The organism is Actinomadura geliboluensis (genome assembly GCF_005889745.1).
Lineage (GTDB): Bacteria > Actinomycetota > Actinomycetes > Streptosporangiales > Streptosporangiaceae > Spirillospora > Spirillospora geliboluensis.
This window is the reverse complement of record NZ_VCKZ01000229.1, coordinates 1-14858: the sequence shown is the minus strand read 5'-3', so window position 1 is coordinate 14858 and position 14858 is coordinate 1. Positions and strand designations below refer to the sequence as shown.

The window sequence follows — 14858 nt, the reverse complement described above, 5'->3', positions numbered from 1 at the left end:
GTCGGGCACGGCGTCCTTCTCGGGCACGGCGTTGTCGGGCGCGGAGTCCTCGATTCCGCGTCCCTGGCCGGCGGCCTCCTCGTCGTGGACCGCGCTTCGCTCTGCCGGGGGTGTCACGGATCCCGTCCCATGTCCGCTCGAATCATGTCGATCTCTCGTGCCACGGCGACCACGTCGCCGACCACCGCGATCGCCGGGGGCCTGATCTCGGCGGCGGCCATCTCGTCGGCCACCGTGCCCAGCGTCGCCGTCAGCGCCCGCTGGCCGGGGAGCGTGCCGTCCTGTACCACGGCCACCGGCGTGTCGGACGATCGACCATAGCGCATGAGGGCCGATGCGATGAGCGCCATCCGCTCCACCGCCATGAGCAGGACGATCGTGCCCCGCGCGCGCCCCAGCCCGGCCCAGTCGACGGTGGAGTCGGGGTGGCCGGGCGGGACGTGCGCGGAGACGACGTGGAACTCCTGCGACACGCCCCGGTGGGTGACCGGGATGCCCGCGGCGGACGGCACGGCGACCGCGCTGGTGATGCCGGGGACGACCGTGACGGGCACGCCGTGGCGGGCGCAGTACAGGGCCTCCTCGCCGCCGCGGCCGAACACGAACGGGTCGCCGCCCTTGAGCCGGACGACGAAGCGCCCGGCCTTGGCGTGCTCGACCAGGTACTCGTTGATGCGGTCCTGGGTGACGGTGCGGCCGTAGGGGATCTTCGCGGCGTCGATCACCTCGACGTCGGCGGCCAGCTCGTCCAGCAGGCCGCCGGGGGCGAGCCGGTCGGTGACGACGACGTCGGCCATGGCGAGCAGCTGCCGCCCGCGCACGGTGATCAGGCCGGGGTCGCCGGGGCCGCCGCCGACGAGCGCGACGCCGGCGGGCTTGCGCCGGGAGTGCCGGGATTCGAGGGCGCCGTCGCGGAGCCCCTCCACCACGGCGTCGCGGATGCCCGCGGCGCGGCGCGGGTCGCCGCCGAGCAGCACGCCCACGGTCGCGTCGCCCGCGTGGCCGCTGGCGGGCGTCCAGGCCGGGGACGACTCGGCGTCGTCGGCCCGCACCGCCCAGATCCGTTTGGCGTCGGCCTCCGCGACCACGTCGCCGTTGACCGCGGCGTCGTCGGTGACGGCCTGCACGAGCCAGGCGCCGGCGCAGTCGCCGCGCTTGTAGGGCCGCTGGTGCCAGGTGATCCGGCCCCGTTCGGCGAGCCCTTCCAGGGTGGCGGTGACGTGCGGCGAGACGAGGACGACCTCGGCGCCCGCGTCCAGCAGCGCGGGCACGCGGCGCTGGGCGACCCGGCCCCCGCCGACGACGAGGACGCGTCGCCCGCCGAGTCGCAGGCCTAGCAGGTACGGGGGCACGTGATGGTTCTCTCGGTCGGTTGCGGTGGGCGGCTGACGTGCGGTTCGTTCGACGTGCGGGGCGCTTGCGGACGACGGTGACCGGCAAGTTTCTTTGTGGAATAAAGGTACTCGGGATATGGAGTCCCTGCAGAGGGGCTCCGCCCAGTCGATAGCCGAGCGTGACTCAACCGTTGATCACGCCGCTACGGCCGTCCGGAGGCGTCGTCCCCGGCCGCGCCGGGCTTCTCGCTGACCCCGGCGGAGTCGAACGTGGCCACGTCGTGCAGGACCCGCACCGCGCCCTGGACCAGCGGCAACGCCAGCAGGGCGCCGGTCCCCTCGCCGAGCCGCAGCTCCAGGTCGACGAGGGGCCGCAGGCCGAGGGCGGCGACGGCGGCGGCGTGGCCGGGCTCGGCCGAGCGGTGCCCGGCGACGCACCCGGCGAGGGCGTCCGGGCGGAGCGCGGCGGCGGCCAGCGCGGCGGCGCCCGCGATCACCCCGTCGAGGACGACCGGGACGCGCAGCGCGGCCGCGCCGAGGACGAACCCGGCGAGCGCGGCGTGCTCCAGCCCGCCGACGGCGGCGAGGACGTCCAGCGGCGCCGTGCCGTGGCCGGGGGCGAGGCCGTGCCGGTCCAGGGCGGCGCGGACGACCGCGACCTTGTGCGCGTGGGTGGCGTCGTCGATGCCGGTGCCGCGGCCGGTGACGTCCTCCGGCGGGAGGCCGGTGAAGGCGGCGATCAGCGCGGCGGACGCGGTGGTGTTGGCGATCCCCATGTCCCCGGTGAGCAGGCACCGGGCGCCCTCGGCGACGAGCGCGCGGGCCACACTGATGCCGGTCTCGACGGCGCGGCGGGTCTGCTCGGCGGTCATCGCGGGTCCGGCCGTCATGTCGGCGGTGCCGGGCGCGATCTTGCGGCGGAGCAGGCCGGGGGCGGCGTCCAGTTCGGCGGCGACGCCGACGTCGACCACGGTGACGCGGGCGCCGACCTGGGCGGCGAACGCGTTGACCACGGCGCCCCCGGCCAGGAAGTTGGCCACCATCTGCGCGGTGACCTCTTGCGGCCACGGAGTGACGCCCTGCGCGTGCACGCCGTGGTCGGCGGCGAACACCGCGACGGCGGCGGGTTCGGGCAGCGGCGGCGGGCACTGCCCGGCCAGCCCGGCGAGCCTGACCGACACCTCCTCCAGGACGCCGAGGGACCCGGGCGGCTTGGTGAGCCGCGCCTGGTGGTCGCGGGCGTCCCGGACGGCCGCCTCGTCCAGCGGGGCGATGGCGGCGATGGTCTCGTCGATCAGGTTCACAGCGTCCTCTCTGCGGTCAGATGCCGAGCTCGCCCAGTACGTCGAGCAGCCGGTCGTTGGACGGACGGTCGCGAACGGCGATGCGCAGCCAGTCCGAGCCGAGCCCTGGGAAGGTGTCGCCGCGCCTGACGGCGTAGCCGCGTTGCCGTAGGAGCGCCCTGATGCCGAGGGCGTCGGGCACGCACAGGCACAGGAACGACGCACGCGCTTCTGGGACGACGTACAGGCCGCGTCCGGTCAGCTCTGCGGCCAGCCGGTCGCGTTCTTCGCCGAGCTGGACGGCCCATGCCTCGGCCTCGGCTACGGCTTCCGGCGAGGAGCAGGCTTCGACGGCTACGAGCGCAGGGGTGGACACGGCCCAGAGTGGCTGTGCTTCTGCGAGCCGCCCCACCAAATGGGGGTCGGCCAAGACGTAGCCTGCGCGGAGCCCGGCGAGCCCCCATGTCTTGGTCAGGGACCGGATGACCACGACGCCGGTGGGGAGCCGGCTTGCGAGGGACTCCGGTTCGCCTGGGACGACGTCCATGAACGCCTCGTCGACGACGACCGTCCGGCCGGGCCTGGCGAGGGCGGCGACGGTGTCGGCCGGATGCAGGACCGACGTGGGGTTGGTCGGGTTGCCGACCACCACGAGGTCGGCGTCCTCCGGGACGAGCCCGGGGTCGAGGGTGAAGTCCTTGCTGAGGATCACCCGCTCCACCTCGTGTCCGGCGGCCCGCAGCGCGGCCTCGGGCTCGGTGAACTGCGGGTGCACCACCACCGCCCGGCGCGGCGCGAGGACGCGCGCGAGCAGCACGAACGCCTCCGCGGCCCCGGCGGTGAGCAGCACCTCCTCGACGGACCTGCCGTGCCGCCGCGCGACCGCCCGGCGGGCCGGGCGCGGGTCGGGGTAGGCGGCGAGGTCCGCGACGGACGCCCGGATGCGCTCGGCCAGCCACGCGGGGGGCATGCCCGTGCGGACGTTGACGGCGAAGTCGGCGAGCCCGCCGCCGACCTCCGCGTCGCCGTGGTGGCGCAGATCGACCTCGTACGCGGCGCTCATGCGCGGGCCGCCTCGTGGTAGAGCAGGGCGTTGACGGCGGCCGCCGCGACCGCGGAGCCGCCCTTCTCCGAGACGTTGCTGAGCTGCGGCAGCCCGCTGGCGCGCAGCGCCTCCTTGGCCTCGCAGGCGCCGACGAACCCCACCGGCATGCCGATGACCAGCGCCGGTTCGACCCGGCGGGCGATGATCTCGAAGATCGCCTCGGGGGCGGAGCCGACCACCCAGACCGCGCCCGGCCCGACCTCGGAGTAGGACAGCCGGACGGCCGCGGCCGAGCGCGGGATGCCGGCGGCGCGCGCCATCCGGGCGGCGGCCGGGTCGGCGGCGTGGCAGAGCGTCTCGCGCGCGGTGATCCCGGCGGCGACCATGCCCTCGTCGGTGACGATCGGCGCCCCGCCGCGCAGCGCGGCCCATCCCCGGGCGAGGTGCTCCTCGCTGGTCAGCAGGTCCACCGCGTACTCCAGGTCGGCGGTGGCGTGGATCACCCGCTCGGCGACGGCGCGCCACAGCGGCGGCATCGGCGACAGGTCGACGCGGGACCGCAGGATCTCGTACGACCGGACCTCGATCGGGTGGGGCTGACGGACGGTCAACTGCGCTCCTCCAGTGCTCCGGATGCCTGCTTCCGGACGGGGTACCAGGGTTTCACGCCGCGCCGGGCGGTATGTCCGGCTCGTCGGGCGGCGCGGGGATCGTCTCGATGGGACGGTCCGTCCGGGGCGCCCGCCGCGCCGGGGCCGGGACGTCCCGCTCCCCCCAGACGACGGCCACCGGATCTCCCGGCCGCTCCGGTGGGGTCAGCCGGGCCGCCTGGAGCTGGACGGCGCCGGAGGTGAAGCCGCGCTCATCCAGGATGTCCAGTATGACCTGAACGTCGCCGAGCGAGGGAACGGCGACGACACGGGACGGGCTCAGCCCGGCGCACACCCGGACGGCCTCCGCCCCGCCCTGCCCTGAGAACACCCCAGGCCCGAGGAACACGGCGTCGGGCTGCGGCAGATGGCCGGCGGCGGACCGGACGTCGCCGGACGCCATCGCCACCTTGACCCCGTGCAGGCGCACGTTCCGCCGGACGCGCTCACACGCCGCGTAGTCGCGGTCCATGGCGACCACGGCGGCACCAAAGCGCGCGCACTCGATGCCCACAGAGCCGTCGCCCGACTCCACGTCCCACACCATGTCGCCTAGGCCCGGACCGAGCTTCGCCAGCACGAACGCCCGGACCTCCGGGCTCAGGCCGAATACGTCGCCGGACCCGTCGCCGAACGCGTCCGCGGGCAGCGCCCACCCGGCGGGCGTACGCGGAGGCCCCGAAACCCAGCCCGTTTCCCCCAGGGCGTACCGGTTGTCCAGGACGAGCACCACATCAGGGCTGTTCCATGGACGGGTGGTGGCCTCCGCAGGACGGACGTACACGACCCGCTCCCCAGGCCCGCCCAGGTCCTCGCAGACCACGAACGAACGCGGCGTCACCGGGAACAGCGCGCGCGCCAGTTCCGCTGGCCCCGCACCAGGCCCGGTCAGCACGGCCACCTTCGGGTGGGCACGGCACGCGTTCACCGCCTGCCTGAGGTGCCCGCCCCTGGCGGAGACGACCACAGCGTCTTCCCAGGGCAGCCCCGCCTGGGCGAAAGCCCGCGCCACCAGCGGCGTCGCAGGGATGGCTTCAGGCGCGTACCCCTGTTCGAGGAGTTCGCGGACGATGCCGAAGTAGCCCGGATCCCCGCCCACGACGAGCACGACGTCCTGATCGGCGGCATCGGCCTCTTCCAACACCTCCCGCAGGGCCCCGGCCACGTCGTCGGCGGCGACCTTGCGGACGTCCGGCGGCAACGGCAGGCCGTCAAGCAGGCGAGCCTCGCCCACCACCAGTACAGCACTCTCCAAAGCCGCCACGGCCGCGCCGGAAAGCGGCGAACCATCGCGGCCGACGACCGTAAGCATCGCCCTGCCCTGCCAATCGCCTACCGAGCCGGCCCCCAACGGAACCGGTCCCCACCGAACCGATCTAGCGGGCGCTCACCGGGCCATCCGCCCGTACATGCCGACCATGCGCTCGCCCGCCGCGTCCACCAGGACGACCTGCGCCGCGACCGGCGCGGCGGACCCGGACTGCGCGCCGGCCGCCTCGGCGGCGACGCGCTCCAGTTCCCCGGCCGTCCGGCGGCACAGCTCCCGCCCGCACGGCCCGAGCTTGCCCGCCGCCTCCCACAGCGCGTACACGTCGCGCGGCGTCGCCGCCCGCGACACCTCCCCGGCCAGCGCGACCCCGCAGTCCATGTCGAGCGTGACCGACTCCAGCAGGCCCGTCATGCCGCCCAGCACGGCGATTTGCTCGCCCAGGCCCGCGACCAGGACGACCTGCGCGAGCCCGTCCCCGACCGCCGCGCCGACCGCGTCGCGGACCGCCTCCGCTCCCGCGCCGACCGGGACGAAGCGCTCCTCCGGCAGCGTCGGCAGCATCCGATGGGCCGCCTCGCGCGCGCCCTCCCCGTACATCACGAGCGTCCGATCCGTCGCGGTCACTGGTGCCGTCCCTCCTCGTCGTCGGCGCCGAGCCTCGCGGAGGCGCCGCCCGGATGCGGCCGCGGCGCGCCGGAAGGCGGCGGATCGGTCGCGATCCGGCTGAACACGATCATGTCGCGGTTGACGCCGTCCGCGTCGCGCTCGGCGCCGCGCGCGACGCCCTCGCGCAGGAAGCCGGCCTTCTCCGCGACGCGGATCGAGGCGTGGTTGGTGACCATCGCCCGCAGCTCCACGCGGAACAGCCCGCAGTCGTGCAGCGCCCAGTCGGCGACGAGGCCGAGCGCCTCGGTCGCGTAGCCGCGCCCGCGCGCGGCCGGCCGCATCCCGTAGCCGACCTCGCACGTCAGTTGCGCCCACTCCACCTTGAACAGCCCGATCGTGCCGATAAGGTCACCGGTGCACCGCTCTGTCACCGCGAGATGGATTCCCAGGCCCAGATGCTGAATGTTGTGGACGCCCGTCTGGAGGAACCAGGCGATGGGCTCGGCCTCCAGGGCGGTCGGGAAGTTGGGCGGCAGGAAGTCCTCCCCGGCGCGGATCACCTCGATCAGCACCGCGGCGTCGTCCAGGCCGAACGGGCGGAGGACGAGCCGCTCGCCGGCGAGGCGCACGGTCTCCTCGAAGCCGTTCACGCGCGCTCCCCTCACGCCGCCCGCACGGCGCGGGCCGCCCGCACAGAATAGGCTGCCACGGTGAGCTACCAGCGCCTGTCCCCGGACGAACGGCGTGCCCAGATCCTGGCCGTCGCTCGGCGGATGTTCACCGAGCTGCCCTACGCCGAGGTGTCCACGGCCGCGATCGCCCGGGAGACCGGCGTGCAGCGCGGCCTGATCCACTACTACTTCGGGACGAAGCGCGAGCTGTTTCTGAAGGTCGTCCAGGGGCTGACGGCGTCCGCGGCGATGCAGGCCCCGCCGCCGGACGACCGGCTGACGCTGCCCGAGTCCGTCGAGCTGCTGGTGAACCTGTTCCTCGACACCGCCGAGCGGAACGCGACGACCTGGTTCGCGGCGCTGGACGCCGAGGGCTTCGGGCAGGACCCCGAGCTCCTGCGGATCGTCAACCGGTTCAAGGACGAGGCGGTCAAGCACATGCTCGCCGTCCTGCGGGTGCCGGAGCCGACGGAGACGCTGCGGGCCGTCCTGCGGGTCTACTCGGGGCTGGTGGACGCGGCGACGCGGCAGTGGCTGCAGGAGAAGACGCTCGACCGCGAGCAGGTGCACACGCTGCTCTCCCGGTCGCTGCTGGCGCTGGTCAGCGACATCGGGCCCGCCTTGGAGAAGGACTGACCCCGGGCCCGCTCAGCACGGGCCCGGGACGAGCCTCAGCACGGGCCCGGGGCGCGCTCAGGACGAGAAGGCCGCGCCCGGGACGGCGAACCAGACGGCCTTGCCGCGCACGGACGGCCCCAGCCGCGAGAGCGTGCGCCGCAGCCCCCAGCGCCCGCCGGACAGCTCCCGGACGATGCTGAGCCCGCGCCCGCAGTCGCCGGACGTCCACGAGTAGCCGGGCAGCGCGGCGTCGGCGAAGGCGTCGAAGACCGCGCAGCGGATCTCCCGCGCCCGGCCGCCGCCCTGGTAGAGCCACAGCTCGTGGGGCCCGTGCCCGCCGGCGTGCTGGTAGGCGTTGGTCGCCAGCTCGCTGACCATGAGCAGCGCGTCGGCGACGGCGTCCGGCGGCACGCCGAGCGAGGCGAGCGCGTCGCGCAGCACGCGGCGGGCGTGGCCGGCGCAGCCGGGGCCGCCCGGCAGCGCCCACACCCAGCCGGGCATGCCGTCGCCGGAGGCGTCGCCGCCGTCCCGCGCGGTGTCGCCGTCCCGCGCGGTGCAGGGCAGGCTCTCCGCGTCGGTGATGGTCGATGGATCGGTCATGACGTCCGCCGTCGGATCGGCCGGCGTGCTCTTCACGGGTCCTCCCGTGGTCAAGGTGCCCGGGCACACGACCGCCACCGTCACTGTCGGTCCTCAGGCGGTCACGGATCCAAGACTCTCGTGAGATTCTCACGATCGCAAGCCTCTTCCCGGAATTGCCCCGCACGGAGCGCGGGGTTGGCCAATCGCGTTGTGACGGGCGGCGAGAGTCGCAAGACTCCACTGCCATGACTTACCGCCCCACCGTCCGTGGCCGCCGCCTCGCGCGGGAGCTCCGCAAGCTGCGCGAGGAGCAGGGCCTGACCCTGCAGGAGGTGGCGGACCGGCTGGACTGGTCGCGCGCCACCGTCTCCCGCCTCGAGACCAGCCAGACCCGCCCGAAGCCCGGCGACATCGCCGACATCCTCGACCTCTACGGGGTCCCGAGCCCGGACCGCGACGCGCTCATCACCCTCGCCCGGCAGGCGGGCCAGCGCGGCTGGTGGACCGCCTACCAGGACGTCTTCGCCGGCAGCTACGTCGCGCTGGAGGACGAGGCGTCCCACATCCGCACCTGGGACCCGCAGCTCGTGCACGGGCTGCTGCAGACCGAGCCGTACTCCCGCGCCGTGATCACGGCGGGCCGGCTGCTGCCCGCCCAGGAGGACATCGAGCGCCGCATCGCCGCCCGCAAGATCAGGCAGGCGCTGCTGGACCGCGCCGACGCGCCGCGCCTCCAGGTCATCTTCGACGAGGCGGTGCTGCACCGCCCGATCGGCGGCGTGGAGGTGATGCGGGCGCAGCTGGAGTCGCTCGCCACCATCGGGCAGACCCACCCAACCGTGACGATTCAGGTACTTCCGTATAAATCAGCGGCACATGCGGGCCTAGACGGACGTTTCACCATATTGTCGTATCCAGACCCCGCAGACCCCGATATCGCCTACGTCGAGGGCACTATGGGTGACGTTTACCTTGAGAGCGCCGAGGAAATAGCGAAGCATAGGGACCGCTTCGATCGCATCGAGGCGGACGCCCTGTCCCCCGAGGATTCCGCGCACCTCATAGCCGAGGCAGCAAGGAGCAGCCCGTGACCAACCTGCAGCGCGAACTCACCGGCGCCGTCTGGCGCAAGTCGTCCCGCAGCGGTAGCGGTGACCAGTGCGTCGAGGTGGCGCCACTGACCCGCACCCTCCGCGCGGTGCGCGACTCCAAGGATCCCGCCGGACCGGCCCTGGTGCTGACGCCGGCCGCCTGGCGGGGCCTGCTGGACGCGATCAAGGAGAGCTAGCGACCGGCCGGGGGCCGTGGCGGGCGACGCGCCCGCCGCGGCCCCCGGGCGCGTCCGCCCACCGGGTCCCCCTTCCGAGAAACTAGAACGTGTTCTAGTATCGCGGTGCGTCGACAACCGGAGGGTGAACGTGACCGCGGAACTCAAGCTCGGCATCAACGTCGGCTACTGGCAGGGCGAACCCGACGACCAGACCGAGACGGTGCTGGCCGCCGAGCGCTGCGGCTACGACTCGGTGTTCACCGCCGAGGCGTACGGCTCCGACGCGTTCACCCCGCTGGCCTGGTACGCCGCCCGCACCTCCCGGATCAAGCTCGGCACCGCCGTCGTGCAGATGTCGGCGCGCACCCCGGCGGCCACCGCGATGCACGCGCTCACCCTGGACGCGCTGTCCGGCGGACGGGTGATCCTCGGCCTCGGCGCGTCCGGGCCGCAGGTCGTCGAGGGCTGGTACGGGCAGCCGTTCCCGAAGCCGCTCGCCCGCACCCGCGAGTACCTCGACATCGTCCGGCAGATCTGGCGCCGCGAAGGGCCAGTGACCAGCGAGGGCCCGCACTACCCGCTGCCCTACCCCGGCGGCGCCGGGCTCGGCAAGCCGCTGAAGTCGATCGTGCACCCCGTCCGCTCGGAGATCCCCGTCTACCTGGGCGCCGAGGGGCCGAAGAACGTCGCGCTGTCCACCGAGGTCGCGCAGGGCTGGCTGCCGCTGTTCGTCGACCCGCAGCAGATCGACTCCGTCTTCGGCGCGTCGCTCGCGAACCGCCCGGACGGCTTCGAGATCGCCGCGACCGTCACCACCATCGTCACCGACGACCTCGCCTCGGCGCTGGAGTTCGCCAAGATGCCGCTCGCGTTCTACATCGGCGGGATGGGCGCCAAGGACCGCAACTTCCACCTCGACCTGATCGGCCGGCTCGGCTTCGCGGAGCAGGCCCAGCGCGTCCAGGAGCTGTTCCTGGCCGGCCGCCGCGACGAGGCGTTCAAGGCCGTGCCGGACGAGCTGGCCGACGCCATCTCGCTGCTCGGCCCGCTCGGCCGGATCAAGGAGCGGCTCCAGCTCTGGCGCGACAGCCCGGTCAGCACCGTGCTGATCGCCGGGGTGCGGGACGAGCCGACCCTGCGCGCCATCAAGGACCTGGCCGACTCCTGACGGCGCCGCCGCCGGCCGGCGGCGGTTCTCGACGAGATCAACTGCACATCACCGCGCGGAATCGAGGCATGTCTCCGGGTGCTGCACCGAAGGCACCCAGAGACACGCACCACGATTCGCGGACTGGAGATGGGACACACGATGTCCACGCAGGAGACCGCCGCCCGGCTGCTCGTCAGGACCCTTGAGGCGGAGGGGGTCGAGTACGTCTTCGGCATCCCGGGCGAGGAGAACATCCACTTCGTCGACGCCCTGAACGACTCGTCGATCCGCTACGTCCTCGTCCGGCACGAGCAGGCCGCCGCGTTCATAGCGGAGATCTACGGCCGGCTCACCGGCCGCGCCGGGGTGGCGTCCGCGACCCTCGGGCCCGGCGCGATCAACCTGCAGCTCGGCGTCGCGGACGCCACCACCAACAGCACCCCCGTCGTGGCGATCTCCGCGCAGGTCGGGCTGGACCGCATCTACAAGGAGTCGCACCAGATCATCGACCTGGTGTCGCTGTTCCGGCCGATCACCAAGTGGGCGGAGCTGGCGCCGCGCGCCGAGGCGCTGCCGGAGATGGTGCGCAAGGCGTTCAAGACCGCGCAGACCGAGCGGCCCGGCGCCGTCTACCTCGCCATCCCCGAGGACGTCGAGGCGGCGGAGGTCGCCCCGGGCCTCGCGCCGCTGCCGGTGAACACCGTCCGGGCGCAGGAGCCGTCGCCGTCCCAGATCGCCCGCGCCGCCGACGTGCTCGCGCTCGCCCGGCGGCCGATCGTCCTCGCCGGGCACGGCGCCACCCGCGCCGGCGCGAGCGCCGCGCTGGTCCACTTCTCCGAGCACCTCGGCCTGCCGGTCGCGACCACGTTCAACGGCAAGGGCGTCTTCCCCGACGACCACCGCAACGCTCTCGGCGCCGTCGGCTTCATGCGGCGCGACTACGTCAGCTTCGGCTTCGACGAGGCGGACGTGCTGATCGCCGTCGGCTACGAGCTCCAGGAGTTCGACCCCGTCAAGGTCAACCCCACCGCCGACAAGAAGATCATCCACATCCACCAGTTCCCCGCCGAGGTCGACGAGCACTACCCGGTCGAGGTCGGCATCCAGGGCGACATCTCCCGGTCGCTGTACGCGCTCGCCGACGCGGTGCACCGCCGCTTCGACGACACCGGGGCGGACCGCGCCCACCGCCGTCCGCCGACGAGCCGCCGGATCCGCGAGCTGCTCCGCGAGGAGCTCGCCGAGGGCGCCGCCGAGGACGGCCACCCGCTGTCGCCGCGCCGCGTCGTCGCCGACATCCGCGCCGCCATGGGCCGCGAGGACATCGTCCTCGCCGACACCGGCGCGGTGAAGATGTGGATGGCCCGCATGTACCCGACCTACGAGCCGAACACGCTGCTGGTCTCCAACGGCCTGTCGTCGATGGGCTTCGCCGTGCCGGGCGCGATCGCCGCCAAGCTCGCCCGCCCCGACCGCCGCGTGCTCGCCGCGACCGGCGACGGCGCGTTCCTGATGAACTCGCAGGAGCTGGAGACCGCCGTCCGCGAGAACATCCCGATCACCGTGCTGATCTGGGACGACTCCGCCTACGGCCTGATCGGCTGGAAGATGGACCTCGAACTCGGCCGCAGCTCCCACATCACGTTCGGCAACCCCGACTTCGTGAAGTACGCGGAGAGCTTCGGCGCCCGCGGCTACCGCGTCGAGGCGGCCGACGACCTCCTGCCGACCCTCCGCAAGGCCCTGGCCGACGACGCCGTCTCGGTCGTCACCGTCCCCGTCGACTACTCCCACAACCTTCAACTCACGGACAAGCTAGGCGACCTCACCGACCCGTTCTGACCGGCTCGCCAGGCGTCAGGCGCGGCAGAGGATCTCGCCATGGGTGACGGCGTACCAGCCGTCGTCGGCGGCGGCCCACGCCTTCCAGCCGTCGTAGACGCGCCGCAGCTCTTCGCGGGTGGCGTGGCCGCCGGCGACGGCGTGGTCGGCGACCGAGGAGCGGAGCAGGCGGCCGCCCCATGATTCGCTCCACCATTCGCGTTCGTCGGGCGTGGAGTAGCACCAGGACGAGGCCGACGCGGCGATGTCGGTGAACCCGGCGGCGCGGGCCCAGGAGACGAGGCGGCGGCCCGCGTCGGGTTCGCCGCCGTTGCCGCGGGCGACCCTGTAGTAGATCGGCATCCAGGCGTCCATGCCGGGCGGGTCCGGGTGCCAGGCCATGGTGCCGAAGTCGGCGTCGCGTGCGGCGACGATGCCGCCGGGCCGGGTGACGCGGCGCATCTCGCGCAGCGCCTGGACGGGGTCGGCGACGTGCTGCAACACCTGGTGGGCATGGACGACGTCGAACGTGCCGGCGGCATAGGGCAGGGCGTGGACGTCGGCGACGGCGAACTCGACGTTGGCGAGGGCGGCGTTCTTGCGGGCCTCGTCCAGGGCGGCCTCGGCGGAGTCGGTGGCGGCAACGCGGCCGGGGGCGACGCGCTCGGCGAGCCCGGCGGTGATCGTGCCGGGGCCGCAGCCGACGTCCAGGACGGACGCGCCGAGACGCAGGTGATCGACCAGGTAGGCCGCGGAGTTCTCGACGGTCCGCCACGTGTGCGAGCTCAGGACGCTCTCGTGGTGGCCGTGGGTGTAGGTCGCTTCAGGGGACATCGGATCGCCTCTCTGTGCCGTGCCCTCACCCTACGATCGTTTCTCACACTTTGAGAAATGAGTCTTTCTATATGAGACAGCCAGGCGAAAGTGAAGGGGACCGAGGTTTCTCGGCCCCCTTCGTCGTCGGTCCGGGGTCAGGCGGCCACGGCGACGTGGGCGGGCGCGGGCCGCAGGGACGGGGCCGCGCGCATCGGCAGCGCCTCGACGGTGGCCAGCGCGGGCGGGATCTCGGCGTAGGCGTTCAGCGACGCATGGGAAAGGTCGGTGAGCCACGGCTCGACGACGGTCCGCTCGGCGGGCCCGTCCAGCCGCGGGTGGGAGAGATGGAACGTGCCGGTCGCTGCGCTCATGCCAACGCCCCTTCCAAAGCCCGGTGGGCCGCGCCGGTGCGGATCGCCACCGTCATTCACATACCCGTTGGTACGCCTGTACAAGCCACTCGGTTCGGCATCTGTTCCCAGGTGTCGCCCGAATCACAAGGTCAACGCTACGCGGCCCCTCTGACATTCTCGAACCTTTATTCGACCGGCTCAGGACCGGCGGCGGCCGCGGAACGACTCGGCGATCTCCATGGCGGGCATCACGATGCCGCCGTAGATCACGAAGGCCGCGAACGCGAGGACGAACGGTACATAGATCAGGTACATGCCTCCAGCGTGCGCGGGGCCGCCCGGCCTTCGCATCGGGCGCGGGATCGGTCCCGGGCGGCGGAGTATCGGCCGAACGGTCGATCCGGCGGTCGGCCGCGGGTCGTACGCTCCATGGGCGTGAGCGACATCGGGGCCCGGCTGGACCGCATCCACCTGTTGGGCGGCTGCCTGGCACGCACCGCCTACGCCGCGTTCGCCGGGCTGTACCTGCTGGGCTGCCTCGTCGCCGGGCCCCCGTTCAACCCCGGCTCGTGGCTGGTGCTCGTCGCGGCCGTGGCCAACGCCGCCGCGGTCTCCGGGCGGCGCTTCGCCGTGTGGGCGGTCGTCGCCGGGTCGCTGTCGGCGCTCACCACCCTTCTCTTCGCGATGGAGCCGGGGACCGAGGGCGGGCCCGCCGTCCCGAGCCTGTTCGCGGAGATCGGCGCCCTGCTGATCCTCCTCGTGCGGACGGCGTGGAAGATGCCGCGGCGGCGGCTCGTCCCCACGGCGCTGCTGCTCGGCGCCGCGATCCTGTCGACGCCGCTGCGCTGGTCGGCGCTCGCGGCGGTGCTGTTCACCGCGCCGCTCGGCATCACCGTGGGGATCGCCGCCGGCATCGGGCTGTACCTGCGGGCGATGGACGCGCGGCGCGCCAGGTCCCTCGCCGCGGCGCGCCGGGACGAGCGGCTGGAACTGGCCCGCGACCTGCACGACTTCGTCGCCCACCATGTGACGGGGATCGTCGTCCAGGCCCAGGCGGCGCGGTTCGCGGCCCGGTCCGGGGCGGCGCCGCCCGGTCCGGACGAGCTCGACGACCTGTTCGGCGGCATCGAGAAGGCCGGGACCGAGGCGCTCACCTCGATGCGGCGCATGGTCGGGCTGCTGCGCGACGCCCAGCACGTCAACGCGGCCGACGGGGACGCCCGCGGGGCCGACCGGCGTCCGGTCGGGGACCTCGCGCGGCTCCGGGAGCTCGTCGAAGGGTTCGACCATCCGCCCGCCGCGCTGGTGATCGCGCCCGATCTCGGCCCGCTGCCGCCCGAGGTGCCGGCGTCCGCGCACCGCGTCGTGCAGGAGGCGCTCACCAATGTC

16 protein-coding genes are annotated in these 14858 nt (G+C 73.6%); 6 read left to right on the top strand and 10 right to left on the bottom strand.

The annotated features are described in order from the left end of the window. Positions 1-113 precede the first annotated feature (113 nt). The 7 genes from cobA to ETD96_RS27095 all read right to left on the bottom strand — a co-directional run bounded on the left by cobA (position 114) and on the right by ETD96_RS27095 (position 6838). Positions 114-1352 carry a uroporphyrinogen-III C-methyltransferase gene (gene cobA, locus ETD96_RS27125; RefSeq protein ID WP_138639320.1) on the bottom strand — a complete coding sequence of 413 codons (1239 nt, stop codon included), beginning with the start codon at positions 1350-1352 and terminating at the stop codon, positions 114-116. 185 nt (positions 1353-1537) lie between these two features. Continuing rightward, complete coding sequence (gene cobT, locus ETD96_RS27120; protein ID WP_138639319.1) at positions 1538-2638, bottom strand: nicotinate-nucleotide--dimethylbenzimidazole phosphoribosyltransferase; 1101 nt, start codon at positions 2636-2638, stop codon at positions 1538-1540. A gap of 16 nt (positions 2639-2654) precedes the next feature. Then, a complete protein-coding gene (cobC, locus tag ETD96_RS27115) occupies positions 2655-3680 on the bottom strand; it encodes an Rv2231c family histidinol phosphate aminotransferase CobC (RefSeq protein WP_138639318.1) in 1026 nt (341 codons plus the stop codon). Further along, positions 3677-4273 (bottom strand): precorrin-8X methylmutase, encoded by a 597-nt coding sequence (locus ETD96_RS27110; protein ID WP_138639317.1) that lies wholly within the window; start codon positions 4271-4273, stop codon positions 3677-3679. Before ETD96_RS27110 ends, cobC begins: the two co-directional genes overlap by 4 nt. A 52-nt stretch (positions 4274-4325) precedes the next feature. Then, complete coding sequence (cbiE, locus tag ETD96_RS27105; protein ID WP_240808266.1) at positions 4326-5624, bottom strand: precorrin-6y C5,15-methyltransferase (decarboxylating) subunit CbiE; 1299 nt, start codon at positions 5622-5624, stop codon at positions 4326-4328. Positions 5625-5699: 75 nt separating this feature from the next. Continuing rightward, positions 5700-6206: a hypothetical protein gene (locus ETD96_RS27100; RefSeq protein ID WP_138639316.1), complete on the bottom strand. Its 507-nt coding sequence runs from the start codon at positions 6204-6206 to the stop codon at positions 5700-5702. Continuing rightward, positions 6203-6838 (bottom strand): GNAT family N-acetyltransferase, encoded by a 636-nt coding sequence (locus ETD96_RS27095; protein ID WP_138639315.1) that lies wholly within the window; start codon positions 6836-6838, stop codon positions 6203-6205. Before ETD96_RS27095 ends, ETD96_RS27100 begins: the two co-directional genes overlap by 4 nt. Positions 6839-6898: 60 nt before the next feature. Between ETD96_RS27095 and ETD96_RS27090 the strand changes: the two genes are divergently transcribed. Continuing rightward, the gene (locus tag ETD96_RS27090) at positions 6899-7495 is read left to right on the top strand and encodes a TetR/AcrR family transcriptional regulator (RefSeq protein WP_138639314.1); all 597 of its coding nucleotides are present in this window, start codon (positions 6899-6901) and stop codon (positions 7493-7495) included. Between the two features lie 57 nt (positions 7496-7552). Here ETD96_RS27090 and ETD96_RS27085 read toward each other — a convergent pair whose 3' ends face one another. Continuing rightward, complete coding sequence (locus ETD96_RS27085; protein WP_240808265.1) at positions 7553-8113, bottom strand: ATP-binding protein; 561 nt, start codon at positions 8111-8113, stop codon at positions 7553-7555. 191 nt (positions 8114-8304) lie between these two features. Between ETD96_RS27085 and ETD96_RS27080 the strand changes: the two genes are divergently transcribed. The 4 genes from ETD96_RS27080 (at position 8305) to ETD96_RS27065 (ending at position 12321) form a co-directional block, all read left to right on the top strand. Then, positions 8305-9150: a helix-turn-helix domain-containing protein gene (locus ETD96_RS27080; RefSeq protein ID WP_138639313.1), complete on the top strand. Its 846-nt coding sequence runs from the start codon at positions 8305-8307 to the stop codon at positions 9148-9150. Beyond that, the gene (locus tag ETD96_RS27075) at positions 9147-9347 is read left to right on the top strand and encodes a DUF397 domain-containing protein (protein WP_138639312.1); all 201 of its coding nucleotides are present in this window, start codon (positions 9147-9149) and stop codon (positions 9345-9347) included. The genes ETD96_RS27080 and ETD96_RS27075 overlap by 4 nt, the downstream gene beginning before the upstream one ends. Positions 9348-9477: 130 nt before the next feature. Beyond that, positions 9478-10497 (top strand): LLM class F420-dependent oxidoreductase, encoded by a 1020-nt coding sequence (locus ETD96_RS27070; RefSeq protein ID WP_138639311.1) that lies wholly within the window; start codon positions 9478-9480, stop codon positions 10495-10497. Between the two features lie 141 nt (positions 10498-10638). Continuing rightward, complete coding sequence (locus ETD96_RS27065) at positions 10639-12321, top strand: acetolactate synthase large subunit (RefSeq protein WP_138639310.1); 1683 nt, start codon at positions 10639-10641, stop codon at positions 12319-12321. 15 nt (positions 12322-12336) lie between these two features. Here ETD96_RS27065 and ETD96_RS27060 read toward each other — a convergent pair whose 3' ends face one another. Beyond that, entirely contained in the window at positions 12337-13134 is a 798-nt protein-coding gene (locus ETD96_RS27060) for a methyltransferase domain-containing protein (protein WP_138639309.1), read from the bottom strand. A gap of 137 nt (positions 13135-13271) precedes the next feature. Next, the gene (locus tag ETD96_RS27055; RefSeq protein ID WP_138639308.1) at positions 13272-13487 is read right to left on the bottom strand and encodes a hypothetical protein; all 216 of its coding nucleotides are present in this window, start codon (positions 13485-13487) and stop codon (positions 13272-13274) included. A 417-nt stretch (positions 13488-13904) separates the two neighbouring features. Here ETD96_RS27055 and ETD96_RS27050 point away from each other — a divergent pair. Next, positions 13905-14858, top strand: a 954-nt coding sequence (locus tag ETD96_RS27050; protein WP_205719481.1) for a sensor histidine kinase, incomplete at its 3' end; no start/stop codon positions are given.